We start from the raw sequence: 14,048 nt of genomic DNA, 5'->3' as shown, positions 1-14,048 counted from the left end.
TTTGCTCCGGCGGAGCTAATTTCGTGCGGGCGCGCATGGCGCACCCTGAGGCAGTAGGCCATACCGGCGCGACCGGTGCATCCAATAGACAGGAAGTTCATGAGGCCAGGACAGCAGAAAAACCGTATGCGCAGCCGCGGACGGAAAGGTCCTAATCCGCTCTCGCGCAGTTACGAGTCGAACGGCCCGGATGTGAAAATCAGGGGTACCGCCCAGCATGTCGCGGAGAAGTACACGACGCTCGCGCGCGATGCTTCGGGTGCTGGCGACCGGGTGATGGCCGAGAACTATCTGCAGCACGCCGAGCACTACAACCGCATCGTGGCGGCTGCGCAGGCGCAGTTCCCGCAACAGCGTGACGAACGTGATTCCCGCGACGATTCCGATGAGGACGACGATTCGCAGGATAATTCGAGCGATCGCGGCGAGCGCAACGATCATCGTCAGCAGGACGGCGATCGTGATGGCCGCGAGGGTTTTCGCGATCGTGATAGCAACCGTGATCGGGATCGCGATGGCAACCGCGACCGTGAGAACGCTCGCGACAACCGAGACCGTGACGGCAACCGCGATCGCGATGGCAACCGAGATCGTGACCACAATCGCGACCGGGACGGCAATCGGGGCCGTGATGGCAATCGCGACAGGAACCGCGACCGCCGGGACAGGGTTCAGGCGGACGGCACCGGCCCGCAGCCGGTGATCGGACGCGAGAACTCCGAACAAGGCGACAGCGGCCGCCATCAGCGCAACGACGGCGAGCGCACCCGTGACGAGCGTTCGTCGGAAGCGCCAAGCGGCGCAGCGGTCGCTGCCGGCGAATCGCAACCCGACGCACAGGCGGAACGGACGCCGCGTCGCCGGGGCAGGCCGCGCCGGAGCCGCGAGGGTGACGAAGCGATCGCTGCGAGCGAAACCCGTCCGGGCGATGAGGCCGCGACGGTCGAAGCCCGCACGGTCGAGGCGGCCGTCAACCCGGATCACGGGGTGAAGGCACCGGAGACGGAAGGCGAAGCGCCCGTGAAGCGTCGGCCCGGCCGGCCGCGCAAGAAGAAGCCCGAAGAGGCGTCGGCCGAGACCCGCGATGGCGAGGGTAATACGCTGCCGGACTTCCTGTTGGCGTCGAACGGCTGAACCGGCTGGCTTTTCGGCCGATCGCCATAGCCATATGATCAAGATCAAGGACGTCGCGGCTGCCGCGGCGTCCTTTTGCGTTCAAAATGGCGCAACATTTTTGCAACAGTCCGGCAAGCCGCCTCTTTCGCGGCGACCCGTCCGATCCCATATCCGTTGCGGGCGGCTCGCCGGTGTCGGGAGCCGTTCTCCATGGATGTGCGGCTCATGCCTCGGGCGAGGGTGGACCGCCGAAAGGAGAAGCGATCCAATGAATCTGGAAAAATATACCGAACGGGTGCGCGGCTTTATTCAGGCGGCCCAGACGCTCGCGGTGTCGCGCGACCATCAGCAATTCACCCCGGAGCATCTCCTCAAGGTTCTCGTCGACGACGAGGAGGGGATGGCGGCCGGCCTGATCGAGAAATCCGGTGGCCGGCCAAAGGACGTGCGTATCGCCGTAGATGCGGCGCTGGATGCGATGCCCCGTGTCTCGGGCGGCAGCGGGCAGATGTATCTGGCCCAGCCGCTGGCCAAGGTGTTCGCGACGGCGGAGGAAATCGCCAAAAAGGCCGGCGACAGCTTCGTCTCCGTCGAGCGGCTGCTGCTGGCGCTGACGATCGAGACATCCGCCAAGACAGCCGATATCCTGAAGAAGGCCGGCGTGACGCCGAACGGCCTCAACGAGGCGATCAACGAAATACGCAAGGGACGCACGGCGGATTCCGCCTCGGCCGAGAGCGGCTACGACGCCTTGAAGAAATACGCCCGCGATCTCACCGCCGTGGCGCGGGAAGGCAAGCTCGACCCGGTGATCGGCAGGGACGAGGAAATCCGCCGCACGATCCAGGTCCTCTCCCGGCGCACCAAGAACAATCCTGTTTTGATCGGCGAGCCGGGTGTCGGCAAGACCGCGATCGCCGAAGGCCTGGCGCTCAGGATCGTCAATGGCGACGTGCCGGAGTCGCTGCGCGACAAGCAACTGATGGCGCTCGACATGGGATCGCTGATCGCCGGCGCGAAATATCGCGGCGAATTCGAGGAACGGCTGAAGGCGGTGCTGTCGGAAGTCACCAGCGCGGCCGGTTCGATCATCCTGTTCATCGACGAGATGCACACGCTGGTCGGCGCCGGCAAGGCGGACGGGGCGATGGACGCCTCAAACCTGCTGAAGCCAGCGCTCGCCCGCGGTGAGCTGCACTGCGTCGGCGCGACGACGCTCGACGAATATCGCAAGCACGTCGAGAAGGACGCGGCGCTGGCCCGGCGTTTCCAGCCGGTGTTCATTGCCGAGCCGACGGTCGAGGATACGATCTCGATCCTGCGCGGCCTCAAGGAGAAATACGAGCAGCACCATCAGGTGCGTATCTCCGACTCCGCCCTGGTGGCGGCGGCGCAATTGTCGAACCGCTACATCACCGACCGCTTCCTGCCGGACAAGGCGATCGACCTTGTCGATGAAGGCGCGGCGCGGCTGCGCATGCAGGTGGATACCAAGCCCGAAGCGCTCGATGAGATCGATCGGCGTGTCATGCAGCTGAAGATCGAGCGCGAGGCGTTGCGCAAGGAGACCGACGACGCGGCACGGGACCGGCTGGAGCGGCTCGATTCCGAGATCGCCAATCTGGAGGAAGAATCCGGTCGCATCACCAGCGCCTGGCAGGCGGAAAAATCCAAGCTGGGCCTTGCCGCGGATCTGAAACGGCAACTCGACGAGGCCCGCAACGACCTCGCCATCGCTCAGCGGCAAGGTGAATTCCAGCGCGCCGGAGAACTCGCCTATGGCGAAATCCCCAAGCTCGAGCAGGAACTGCAGGAGGCCGAGGCGAGCGACGGTGTGCCTGATGCCGATTCGATGGTCGATGAAACCGTCACCGCCGACCATATCGCCCAGGTGATCTCGCGCTGGACCGGTATTCCGGTCGATCGGATGCTGGAAGGCGAACGCGACAAGCTGCTGCGCATGGAAGACTCGCTGCAAAAGCGCGTCGTCGGCCAGGGCGAAGCGGTTCAGGCCGTCTCCAGGGCGGTGCGGCGGGCGCGGGCCGGCCTTCAGGACGTGAACCGGCCGATTGGCTCGTTCATCTTCCTCGGCCCGACCGGTGTCGGCAAGACCGAGCTCACCAAGGCGCTGGCCTCTTTCCTGTTCGACGACGAAACGGCGATGGTCCGGCTCGACATGTCGGAGTTCATGGAAAAGCATTCGGTCGCCCGGATGATCGGCGCGCCTCCGGGCTATGTCGGCTACGAGGAAGGCGGTTCGCTCACCGAGGCCGTGCGGCGCCGGCCCTATCAGGTCGTTCTGTTCGACGAGATCGAAAAGGCCCACCCGGACGTCTTCAACGTCCTGTTGCAGGTGCTCGACGACGGGCGCCTGACGGACGGGCAGGGGCGGACGGTCGACTTCCGCAACACCATGATCATCATGACCTCCAACCTCGGGGCGGAATATCTGGTCGCGCTCAAGGACGACGAGGACGCGGAAGCCGCACGGGAACAGGTGATGGCCGTTGTGCGTGCCTCCTTCCGGCCGGAGTTCCTCAACCGGGTGGATGAGACCATCCTCTTCCACCGGCTGCACCGCTCGGAGATGGGCGCGATCGTCGACATCCAGATGGCGCGGCTCGAAAAGCTGCTCGTCGATCGCAAGATCCAGATCGAGCTCGACGAGAGCGGACGGGCCTGGCTGGCGGAGAAGGGCTACGATCCGGCCTACGGCGCTCGACCCCTGAAGCGGGTGATCCAGCGCGAGGTGCAGGACCCGCTGGCCGAGAAGATCCTGCTCGGCGAGGTTCGCGACGAGAGCACGGTGAAGATCACCGGCGGGACCGATCACCTGANGACCCGCTGGCCGAGAAGATCCTGCTCGGCGAGGTTCGCGACGAGAGCACGGTGAAGATCACCGGCGGGACCGATCACCTGATTTTCCATGTGGTCGGCTCGAAAGCAAACGCCGCTGGCGACCGGGCGGCCGCCTGACAAGTGCGATAACGAACGAAAAAGGGCGGCCGCGAGGCCGCCCTTTTTCATTGGGCCCTGATTCCCACCGGTCAGATGTAGGCCGGGCGATAATAGTCGTCGATGCTGCGGCCGTAGTCCGGGTCGCCCCAACTTGGCGTGGCGCCCGCGGCATAACGCGGCGCGCCCTCGAGTTGATCGCGGGTGATGCCAACGACATAGCCACCTTGCCGCTCGTCATATTTCAGCACCTGCCAAGGCAGGGGATGAAATTCTTCGCCGATCCCCAGAAAGCCGCCAAACGACATGATCGCGTATTTCACCCGTCCGTCGCGCTTGCCGAGCACGAGGTCATGGATATGACCCAGATGATGACCGTCGGTGTTGTAGACTTCGGTCCCCGAGACGCGGCTCGCCTCGATATTGTCGACGCCAACACCGCCCGTGGCCTCGTCGCCCATGATAGTCCGTCCTTCCGTCGATGACATGCTGCTTCTCCGATCCGTTTCGGTTGCCCCATCAACGGGTTGCGGACCCCTCGTGTTCCACCGGGCCGCATTCGGCGGCGGGCGAGGAGGCGGTCGGGTCGTCGGAAGGCGGGCTTGCCGCAGGGTGCCGTTCGGGCGCATCTGGCGCTGTCGCGAGGCTGGATCAGCCGATTAAGACCGAAAAAAGAAGCAAAACCGCCATTTTCATGTCCGGTTCATCTGCCATTCGCTATGGCAATACGGTCAGGACCGGTCGTCAAGCTGCCACGAAATCCGCCTGCCTCAGCGAGGAAGCGTTTTCGCAGGCCGATCGCGGCGTCCGGGTCACCGGCTTTGGTGGAGAGGTGAAGATGAGTGTAATCGCGCGGTTGTATCTTCCGGCGCTCGTGCTGTCATTCGGCGCAACGGCGGCCTTGGCGCAAACCGTCGATCCCGCGAGGCGGATCGATGAAGGCGTGCAGCTGGCGCAATATTACGATCCGAACGTCGAGATTTATGACGACAACGTCGCCGAAGTCTACATCGACGAGATGGGCCGGCGCGTCATGGTCGATGCCTATGGCCGCATCATCGGCGTGGAGCAGCCGCGCCGCCAGCAGTTCCGGGAACGTCGTCAGCGCTTCGAGGACCGCCGTGGCGCGATTATCGACGGACCGCCGCCGCCGGGAGTAACGCTCGAAGGGCGGGTCGACATCGCTCCTCCGGGCGTCATCGTCGAGCCGGTCCCCATAGAGCCTTCGACAGTTCGTCCACGCTCGGCGGACCCGTACCATACAGAGCCCCGTAGCGGCCCGGGTTTCGATGCCCCGGTGATCGCCGCGCCATTGCCCGCGCCCGACCAACCGGCCGCCGAGCCGCGCCGCGAAGCGGAACTGCCCCCATCAGCGCCTGCAGATGCGGTCGTCGAGCCGCAGAGGGACGCCGCGCTGCCGGACACGATTCCGTCTTCCGAGCCGCTGCCGGAGCCGGGCGCGCCGATCGTTCAGCCGGAGGGGCAGACGGTCCAGGAGAGCGATCCGGCCCCCAAGGTGGCGACGCCCAAGGGCAAGAACGCCAAGGCCGAAATCGCGGCCCTGCAGATCTTGCTCGACAGGGCCGGCACGTCGCCCGGCGTGATCGATGGGCGTATGGGCTCCAATGTCGATAAGGCGGTGGCCGCCTATCAGGAAAAGTTTGGTCGTACCCTTCCCACCGGCGACGCCCAGGCGTTGGCCGAGGAACTCGACGCGACCGGCGGTCCGGCCATCACTACCTACGAGTTGACCGCCGACGACGTCGGCGGCCCCTTCGTAGCGTCGATCCCCTCCGATTACGGGGAAAAGGCACAGTTGCCGGCGATGAGCTTCGAGCGGCCGTCCGAGAAGATCGCCGAGAAATTCCACATGGACGAGGCCTATCTGCGCGAGATCAATCCTGGCGCCGACTTCAGCCGTCCGGGCACGCGGATCAAGGTCGCCGCGATCGGCGAGCCGGTGAAGCAGGACGTTGCCAGGATCATCGCCGACAAGGGGCGCGAGCAGGTCCGCGTCTACGCCGCCGACGGCACGTTGATCACGGCTTATCCGTCGACAATCGGTTCGACCCAGACGCCGTCGCCCTCGGGCATCGTCCAGGTGAACCGCATCGCCTTCGACCCGAACTACACCTACAATCCGAAGATCAACTTCAAGCAGGGCGACAACGACAAGGTGCTGACGATCCAGCCGGGACCGAACGGCCCGGTCGGCTCGATCTGGATCGCTTTGTCGAAGCCGACCTATGGCATCCACGGCACGCCCGAGCCTTCCAAGATCGGCAAGACCAACAGCAATGGCTGTGTGCGCCTGACGAACTGGGATGCCACCGAGCTTGCCAAGATGGTCAAGCCGGGCGTCACGGTGGAGTTCGTGGAATAGTCGGACGGCGGGATCGATATTTACGGTTCATTAGCCATACCGGGGAAGTTTATCGATATTGGGGAGCCTTCGGGCTCCCCTTTTGCGTTGTACGGACTTGGATCACTCGAGATGCGAGGCCTTTTATGAAAATTCTTTCGATCGCCGCCGCCAGCGGAATACTGGCGTTTCTTTCGACATCCACGTCTATCGCCGCCCCCGTTTCGCTTTCGAAGGAAGCGATCGAGGTCGCGACATTCATGGATTGGCAGTCTCGTCAGACGGACGCCAAGGCCGTTGCGGCGAGCGCGAAGTCCGATCCGACCTTGCCGGAAGCCCAATCGCTGCCGGCCGGCGAGACGCCCGCCATTGTGCCGCCTGCTGATCATGGCGCTGCCGACGCGGCGGCCGATGGCGTCGACACCGCGGCTCCACCGGTGGTGGAAGTGACCGGCGAGCCCGGCATGGTCGTCGAGACGCCGTCCTTTTCGACCGATATTCCCGACGAAGCCGGCCTTGAAAACGCCGATCAGCAGGTGGCGCCTGATCCGTTTCTCATCCGCATTCAAGTGTTGCTCGGCCGTACGCATGCCTCGCCGGGTGTCATCGACGGATTCTTCGGAGACAACACCCGCAAGGCTGTCAGAGCCTACGAAATGATGCGCGGTCTGCCGGTGGACGGTGAACCCGACGCCGACCTTTGGACCGTCCTCGTCGTCGACGAAGGCGAGGCCATGCAGACCTACGCGATAACGGCGGAGGACGTTGCGGGGCGCTACGTTGAGTCGATCCCGGAGGATTATGGACAGCGCGCCGAGATGGAATGGCTCGGCTACCATGATGCCGCCGAAATGCTGGCCGAAAAATTTCACATGGACGAGAATCTTCTCAGGGCGCTCAATCCGGGTGCCGATTTTTCAAAGGCGGGCACGACGATTCTCGTCGCCGATCCCGGGAAGGCACCGACGACCAAGGTGGCCCGGATCGTGGTCGACAAGACGGCCGGCCGTCTCGTGGCATACGACCACGACGGCGAGATCGTGCTCGCTAATCCGGCGACGATCGGATCGACCGCGACGCCCTCACCGTCGGGCACCATGAAGGTCAACGCTCTGGCCTCTGATCCGACCTATAATTATAACCCGAAGATCAACTTCCAGCAGGGCGAAAATGCCAAACCGCTCACCCTTCCGCCGGGGCCGAACGGCCCGGTTGGCTCGATGTGGATCGACTTGTCGAAGCCCAGTTACGGTATTCACGGCACTGCCGAGCCCTCGAAAATCGGCAAGACCAACAGCAATGGCTGTGTGCGGCTGACCAACTGGGACGCCGAGGCGCTGGCCAAACTGGTCGAGCCGGGGCAGACGGTCGTCGAGTTCACCGGGTGAGGGGCGCGGCGCGCCGCGCGGCGGTCTTCCTCGGCTGCTGCGTTGCGGCCGCTTGGCTGGCTCAGGCGCCCGCTATGGCGCAGACGCCGGACAATGCACCGCCGAGGCCTGAGGCGCGACCGGACGCGGCGACAGGGGCGCGGGACGGAATATTTTTGAAGCCGGCGGAGGGGGAGCTTCGCAAAGAGCCCGCCGGACCGGATGCGCATGGCATCAACGGCAAAAGCGGTGGGGTGCGCAATCGCAAGACCGAAAGCCGCGCGCCGGCCGCCGGCATCGCGGCATCCGAAGAGCCCCTCGACGTTGTTCCCACGCCCACGCCACGGCCAGAAGCGGTGCCTCAGACGGCGTCATCGGTTGCGCCGGAGAAGGCCGCGCCAGCGACCGCCAGGCCGGTCGCTCCGGAGATGGGGAACCTCGCCAAGGTCTCGAATGCCCCCGATCCTTCGAACGCCCGCGAGGCGGCGATCACGCCGGCCGCCGCGGTCCTGGCTGCCGCGGCCATCGAAGACGCCAGGATGTGCGAGGCGGAACTTGAAAAGCGCGGCGTTCTTTTCACCATTGGTGAGAGCATCAGCGACGGCGCCTGCGGCGTCCTGCGGCCGGTCAATATCGAACGGCTTTCCAGCGGCGTCGCGATTTCGTCTGACACCCAGCTGTTTTGTCGATCGGCGCTTGCCCTCGACCGGTGGATGACGGACAGCGTCGTTCCGGCGGCCAAGGCAAGTTTTCCGGCCGAAGAACTCGCCGAATTCCGGCATGCCTCCACCTATGTCTGCCGCAACCGCGCATCCGAAAACGGCATCTCCGAACATGCGCGCGGCAGCGCCGTCGACATCGCCGCTTTCGCCTTCAAGAATGGGACGACGATCGGTGTCGAGGCGCACGAGCCGGGCTCACCGGAAGCGCGGTTTCAACGCTCGATCCGCGAGGGCGCGTGCGGGCCGTTCAAGACGGTGCTCGGTCCTGGCACCGACGCCGACCATGCGACGCATTTCCATCTCGACATCGCGGCGCGGCGAAATGGCGGGACTTACTGCAAGTAGACACGCCGCGGCTAAGAGGCCGATCGAGCTGGCGTCCCGCCGCCCTTTTCCCTGACGGCACGACCGCCTATACCGGCAGGCATTCCTGGTTCGCCAAAAAAGGTCCGCTGCATGCCCTACCTCGCCGAGGCCAATCGTTACGACGCCATCCCTTACCGCCGTGTCGGGCGCTCCGGTCTGAAACTGCCGGCCATTTCGCTCGGCCTTTGGCAGAATTTCGGCGGCACGGACGTCTTCGAGACCGGACGGGCGATCCTGCGGCGGGCGTTCGACCGAGGCGTCACGCATTTCGACCTGGCGAACAATTACGGCCCGCCCTACGGCTCAGCCGAAGAAAATTTCGGTCGCTGGATGGAGATGGATTTCCGGCCCTACCGGGATGAGCTGATCATCTCGTCCAAGGCGGGCTATGACATGTGGCCCGGTCCCTACGGCAATTTCGGCACGCGCAAATATCTGATTGCCTCCTGCGACCAGAGCCTGAAGCGCATGGGGCTAGACTATCTCGATATCTTCTACCATCACCGGCCGGACCCCGAGACCCCGCTCGAGGAGACGATGGGCGCCCTGGATCACATCGTGCGGTCCGGACGGGCGCTCTATGTCGGCATTTCGTCCTATTCGCCGGAGCTGACGCGGCAGGCCTACGCGATCCTGAAGGAGCAGGGCACGCCCTTCATCATCCACCAGCCGTCCTATTCGATGCTCAACCGGTGGGTCGAGGACGGGCTCCTGACAACCCTCGGCGAGCTCGGCATCGGCTGCATCGCGTTTTCGCCATTGGCCCAGGGGCTTTTGACCCGAAAATATCTGGAGGGCGTTCCGAGCGATTCGCGTGCGGCGCGCGAACGCTCGTTCAAACCCGAGATGCTCAGCGCCGCGAACATCGAACGGATTCGCGCTCTCACCGCGATCGCCGAGGCTCGCGGACAGAGTTTGGCGCAGATGGCGATCGCCTGGGTGCTGCGGCGTCCGGAGGTGACCTCGGCGCTGGTGGGTGCGCGCACCGTCGCGCAGCTCGACGATTCGCTGGACGCCCTGAACCGGCTCGACTTCTCCGAGACCGAACTTGCCGAGATCGATCGTTACGCCGGCGAAGGCGATATCGACCTCTGGCGGGCGCAGTCGCGCGTCGAAAGCGCCGGCTGATTGCAAGGGACGATGGCCGGTCGCTGCCGCTCATGAAAAGGCGCCAGGGACCATGATGTCCCCGCAGCCCGAGCCCCCCCCCGCTCAGGCGAGGGCGAGGCTCAGGGAGGGACGAAGGTCGGCGAAGCTTTCGGTGACGTGCTCGGCGAGCGCGTCGGCGATCTTGCCGCAGCCCTTCCGCTTCATCAGCGCCACCTCATATTGGCGCAGCGGCGGCAGTCCGTCGGCTTCGCCTAATTGGCGCAGCGACGCGGAGACATGGCTTTCGGGAAGTGGCGCGATCGCCAGATCGGCGAGAACCGCGGCGATCTGTCCTTGCGAGTGTTCGCTCGAATAGGCGATCCGGTAACCGATGTGAGCCGCGTCGAGCGCAGCGAGGGCGCTGGCTCGCCAGGCGCAGCCCCGGGTCGCGAGAGCCAGCGGCAATGGGTCCTTGCTGACGGCTTGACCGTGCTTGAGTCCGATCCAGACCAGATTTTCGGTGTGAACGACCCGCACGTCCCGCTTGCCGTAATCCGAACAGCACAGCACCGCGAGATCGAGCGCGCCGGTATCGCAAAGTCGGCGCAGTTCGTCGCTGGACTTGAGCTTCACGTCGACTTCGACATGCGGATGGGTCGAGGCGAAGCGCTTCAGAATCTGCGGAATCGCGATATAGCCGATGTCGTCCGGCGCGCCGAACGCCACCCGACCCTCCATGGCGGGCGCGCGAAAGCGCGAGACCGCCTCCTCGTTGAGCTGCATTAGGCGGCGCGCATAGCCCAGGAATGCCTCGCCGTCGCCGCTGAGGCCGACCGAGCGACCCTCCCGCACGAAAAGCGCGCGGCCCAGAAGCGCCTCAAGCTTTTTCATCTGCAGGCTGACGGCCGAAGGCGTGCGAGCGACGTGCTGCGCGGCTTTTGAGAAGCTGCCGGTCTCGCAGATCGCGACGAAGGTTCGGACGAGATCGACCTCGATCAGGGGCATACGCGGATCCTGCTAGAGAGATTTGACGATTTTTTCTCACCGATCTGTTTAAAACTTGTCGCTGGACTAATCAAACGAATTGTCGCACAGTAAAATGGTATCTGCAGACAAGCGTAGGGGTGCGACATGTTTGGATTGAAGACCGGTATCAAGACCAAGACCGCTGGCCGGGCCATGAAGAGTGCCGAACTTCTCAACCGCTCCATGGCCGCGCATGACGGCCATATTCTCGCAGATGTCGGACTGCTTGGGCGAAGCGGCGACGCGAACGAGACCGTGCTGTCGACCTCACGGCGCTGGCGGATGGTGCAGGAAAGCCGTTTCGCTCCCTACCGGACCTTCGCCTGAGGTATCACTGGCGTCCCGTCCACTTGGTCGGGAGTTGCTCCAGCGCGTCGGCGCGGGGCGATTAGGACTCAGCGGCTTTGACGGGTTCTCGCGTCGCGCGGACGCGACGCCATCTCCGATGGTCAGCGACTGGCGACCAGCGGCGACTCGACGCGCTCGCGCAACAAATTGTCGATGCGGTCGCGTTCCCGCTCGAAGGTGTCGAGTTCGGCGCCCTTCAGCGCGCGGCCCGAGGGCAGCTTGATGCGCATCGGATCGACCTTCTTGTCGTTGACCGACAATTCATAGTGAAGATGGTTGCCGGTTGACAGGCCGGTCGAGCCCACATAGCCGATCACCTGCCCTTGGCGCACTTTGGCGCCCGCCTTGACGCCCTTGGCGATGGCGTTCTGGTGCGAATAGGAGGTCTCGTAGCCATTGGCATGACGGATGATGGTCTGGCGACCATAGCCGCTGGACCAGCCAGCCTTTTCGACGACGCCGTTGCCGGAGGCGAGAATCGGCGTGCCGCGCGGCGCCGCCCAGTCGACCCCCCAATGCGGACGCACATAGCCGAGCACCGGATGCTTGCGATTGGGCGAAAAACTCGACGTGAAGCGACCGTTGGGCACGGGATTGCGCAACAGGAACTGTTTGGCGCTGCGGCCTTCCGCATCGAAATAGTCGGCACTGTCGGCGTCGTTCGGTCGAAACCGGTAGAAGCGCTTCGTGGTGTCGCCGAAGCGGACCTCGACGAACAGGATCTCTGATTTGTCGGTTGCGTCTTCTTCGCCTTCTTCCAGGGAATAGAACACGGCCAGTCGATCGGTCGGGCTCAGCCGAGCCTGGAGGTCGACCTCCGAAGCGAGCATGCTCACCAATTGACGGCAAAGCCGGCTGTTCAGACCATAGGAAAGCGCCGCCTGGTAGACGCCATCATAGACGCTGGGCATGTCGGCGCGCAACGGCGCCTCGTTTTCGTTCTCATTGAAGGCATCTGCAACCGATTCGCCCATTTCCGGCGCCGCCGCCGCCGCGAAGGGGCCATCCTCGGTCTCGGCGGCGGTGGCAAGATGCCGGCTGCCGCGGTAGGCCGAAAGCCGCACGACCCGCGCGCGATCGTCGCTCGTGACGATACCGACCCGCAATGCGTCACCGGCTTTCAGTTCATCGGATTTCAGAAGTCCAACCAACGCCTCCACCGCGGCGCCAGCCTCGGCATCCGAGCGGCCGCTGCCATCGAGAATGTCGGCAATCTTCGTCGTCTCGCGCAACGGGATGACTTCCTCGTGGAAGCGCGGAAGCGTGTCGTCCGTGTCGGAGGTTGCCAGCGAGACGTTTTCCTCCACCACCCGGAACGCCGAGCCCGGCTCGTAGTCGGGTGCGTCGCTTGTCAGGTTGAAGCGCATCGGGTCGACGGTCGCCAGCGACGCGATCTGGACCGGCCGGTAGGAAAGGCCCGGCGCGACCGAGCGCACAAGCTGTTCCGCATTGGCGGCGGTGAGGGCATCGATGCGTTCATAGGCGGCCTCGTCATAATCGAAGGACTGGACCTTGAGTTGCACCTCCGATTCCACCCGCGCGCCATAAATCTGGGCAGGCTCCGCGTCCACGCCCGCCCCGCCCTCCGCGGCGTCGGCGAAGATTTTCAATGGATCGAAGCTCGGATAGTCGGCGCCGGCCTGATAGCGCGCGCCAAGCAGCATGTTGACGTAGCCGAAGGGGAGGGTGCGGATGACCTCGCGATCACCCTCCTTGCTCATGGTCGACAGCTCGATGATCTGGCGGCTGCGGGCGATCGGGATCGCGGTCGCAACGACGCGCTCACCTTTCTCGGTGAGCGTCTTGTTGAAGACCAGCGCCGCGAGGCCGGCGGGCCGCGCGGCGCCGCGGTGACCGTCGAGCGCCGCGGAGAGGGCGATGCCCATCAAGGCGGTCGAGGTGAGGCCGGTCAGCAGCGTACCGGCCAGCCAGCGCGCCGACACCTGCCGCCGGTCCGGTCGGCGACGCCGATCGGCTACCAGCGGCGGCTCGTCCCCAAAAGCCGGCCTGTCGTATCGCAAGCGGTCTGTCCCCCGTCGTCATTTGTTCATCGCGTTTGCGCGTACAAGGTGGCGAAATATCGACCGAGGCGCTTCGTTGGCGGAGCGCGCCTTGGAAAACCCCTGTCTGCCGGCAATAGCGTCTCGACCATGTGGGCTCAAGGGCGGTTGCTGACCGCGCTGGTGGCACCGCCTCGATCCGCTGCTGCGGTTCAGACCTCGATGCACGAGGCAACCGCCGGCGCTTTCGGCGGATGACGTTCCAAACCGGAGGAGCACCGCGCCGAGCGTCTTTGCGCGCCACGCGGCGCTGGCGCCAGGCAGCCGCTGTGGGCTTTTTGAATTTTTTGCGACGACCGGCGTTGACAGGCGGATCAGCGATCGCCTATATGCCGGTCATCGACGACGGCGGTGGCGCCGGGGTGACCTGAACGGGCCGCCAGGAGCCGGTACGAACAAAATGTTCTGACCGGTTCGGTTTTGTGCCGCCTTCGTCCTATTTTTTCGAGTGCCGCTAATGCAGCGACCCTCTCAAGGGTACGGCAGGCTTTCGCTTGCGGTTCCCGGCGTTGTGACTTCGGTCATGCCGTGATCTTTGACAATTTGATATTGAGAAGAAAGAGAAGCGTGGGCGGCGGTAAGTCTGCGTGGAGTTTCGTGCCGATTTCCTTTTCGGTTACGAGGCATCCATGAGAGA

Annotated in this window: 10 protein-coding genes; 7 read left to right on the top strand and 3 right to left on the bottom strand. The window is 64.5% G+C overall.

All coding sequences use genetic code 11. The features are described from left to right. The first annotated feature begins 99 nt into the window (after nt 1-99). A complete protein-coding gene (locus tag VQ045_RS13795) occupies nt 100-1,134 on the top strand; it encodes a DUF4167 domain-containing protein (protein WP_331830521.1) in 1,035 nt (344 codons plus the stop codon). A gap of 250 nt (nt 1,135-1,384) precedes the next feature. Continuing rightward, the gene (clpB, locus tag VQ045_RS13790; RefSeq protein WP_331830520.1) at nt 1,385-4,009 is read left to right on the top strand and encodes an ATP-dependent chaperone ClpB; all 2,625 of its coding nucleotides are present in this window, start codon (nt 1,385-1,387) and stop codon (nt 4,007-4,009) included. Between the two features lie 154 nt (nt 4,010-4,163). On the opposite strand, the gene VQ045_RS13785 is transcribed toward clpB, so the two are convergent. Then, nucleotides 4,164-4,559 carry a PRC-barrel domain-containing protein gene (locus VQ045_RS13785; RefSeq protein WP_327647553.1) on the bottom strand — a complete coding sequence of 132 codons (396 nt, stop codon included), beginning with the start codon at nt 4,557-4,559 and terminating at the stop codon, nt 4,164-4,166. 206 nt (nt 4,560-4,765) lie between these two features. Between VQ045_RS13785 and VQ045_RS13780 the strand changes: the two genes are divergently transcribed. The 4 genes from VQ045_RS13780 (at nt 4,766) to mgrA (ending at nt 10,016) form a co-directional block, all read left to right on the top strand. After that, entirely contained in the window at nt 4,766-6,454 is a 1,689-nt protein-coding gene (locus tag VQ045_RS13780) for a L,D-transpeptidase family protein (protein ID WP_331830519.1), read from the top strand. 125 nt (nt 6,455-6,579) lie between these two features. Then, entirely contained in the window at nt 6,580-7,821 is a 1,242-nt protein-coding gene (locus VQ045_RS13775) for a L,D-transpeptidase family protein (RefSeq protein WP_331830518.1), read from the top strand. Nucleotides 7,822-7,895: 74 nt separating this feature from the next. Then, nucleotides 7,896-8,867, top strand: coding sequence for an extensin-like domain-containing protein (locus VQ045_RS13770; RefSeq protein ID WP_331830516.1), 972 nt, complete (start codon nt 7,896-7,898; stop codon nt 8,865-8,867). Between the two features lie 111 nt (nt 8,868-8,978). Beyond that, nucleotides 8,979-10,016 carry an L-glyceraldehyde 3-phosphate reductase gene (gene mgrA, locus VQ045_RS13765; protein WP_327647561.1) on the top strand — a complete coding sequence of 346 codons (1,038 nt, stop codon included), beginning with the start codon at nt 8,979-8,981 and terminating at the stop codon, nt 10,014-10,016. Between the two features lie 84 nt (nt 10,017-10,100). Here the strand turns inward: mgrA and VQ045_RS13760 are convergent, their stop codons facing one another. Then, nucleotides 10,101-10,982 (bottom strand): LysR substrate-binding domain-containing protein, encoded by an 882-nt coding sequence (locus VQ045_RS13760; RefSeq protein WP_327625925.1) that lies wholly within the window; start codon nt 10,980-10,982, stop codon nt 10,101-10,103. 126 nt (nt 10,983-11,108) lie between these two features. Between VQ045_RS13760 and VQ045_RS13755 the strand changes: the two genes are divergently transcribed. Beyond that, nucleotides 11,109-11,330 carry a hypothetical protein gene (locus VQ045_RS13755; RefSeq protein WP_327650245.1) on the top strand — a complete coding sequence of 74 codons (222 nt, stop codon included), beginning with the start codon at nt 11,109-11,111 and terminating at the stop codon, nt 11,328-11,330. Nucleotides 11,331-11,452: 122 nt separating this feature from the next. Here VQ045_RS13755 and VQ045_RS13750 read toward each other — a convergent pair whose 3' ends face one another. After that, on the bottom strand, nt 11,453-13,294 hold the full coding sequence (locus tag VQ045_RS13750) for a M23 family metallopeptidase (RefSeq protein WP_331830514.1): 1,842 nt from the start codon (nt 13,292-13,294) through the stop codon (nt 11,453-11,455). Nucleotides 13,295-14,048 lie beyond the last annotated feature (754 nt).

The organism is Aurantimonas sp. E1-2-R+4 (assembly GCF_036549515.1).
Taxonomy (GTDB): domain Bacteria; phylum Pseudomonadota; class Alphaproteobacteria; order Rhizobiales; family Rhizobiaceae; genus Aurantimonas; species Aurantimonas coralicida_A.
The sequence above is the reverse complement of the archived record's forward strand: the minus strand, read 5'-3'. Positions and strand labels throughout refer to the sequence as shown.

What these genes read in the sequence shown, in the direction of transcription:
- VQ045_RS13785 (WP_327647553.1), bottom strand. Translation starts at nt 4,559, where the DNA reads ATGTCATCGACGGAAGGACGGACTATCATGGGCGACGAGGCCACGGGC.
- VQ045_RS13770 (WP_331830516.1), top strand. Translation starts at nt 7,896, where the DNA reads ATGGCGCAGACGCCGGACAATGCACCGCCGAGGCCTGAGGCGCGACCG.
- VQ045_RS13780 (WP_331830519.1), top strand. Translation starts at nt 4,766, where the DNA reads ATGTCCGGTTCATCTGCCATTCGCTATGGCAATACGGTCAGGACCGGT.
- VQ045_RS13755 (WP_327650245.1), top strand. Translation starts at nt 11,109, where the DNA reads ATGTTTGGATTGAAGACCGGTATCAAGACCAAGACCGCTGGCCGGGCC.
- VQ045_RS13775 (WP_331830518.1), top strand. Translation starts at nt 6,580, where the DNA reads ATGAAAATTCTTTCGATCGCCGCCGCCAGCGGAATACTGGCGTTTCTT.
- VQ045_RS13795 (WP_331830521.1), top strand. Translation starts at nt 100, where the DNA reads ATGAGGCCAGGACAGCAGAAAAACCGTATGCGCAGCCGCGGACGGAAA.
- VQ045_RS13760 (WP_327625925.1), bottom strand. Translation starts at nt 10,982, where the DNA reads ATGCCCCTGATCGAGGTCGATCTCGTCCGAACCTTCGTCGCGATCTGC.
- mgrA (WP_327647561.1), top strand. Translation starts at nt 8,979, where the DNA reads ATGCCCTACCTCGCCGAGGCCAATCGTTACGACGCCATCCCTTACCGC.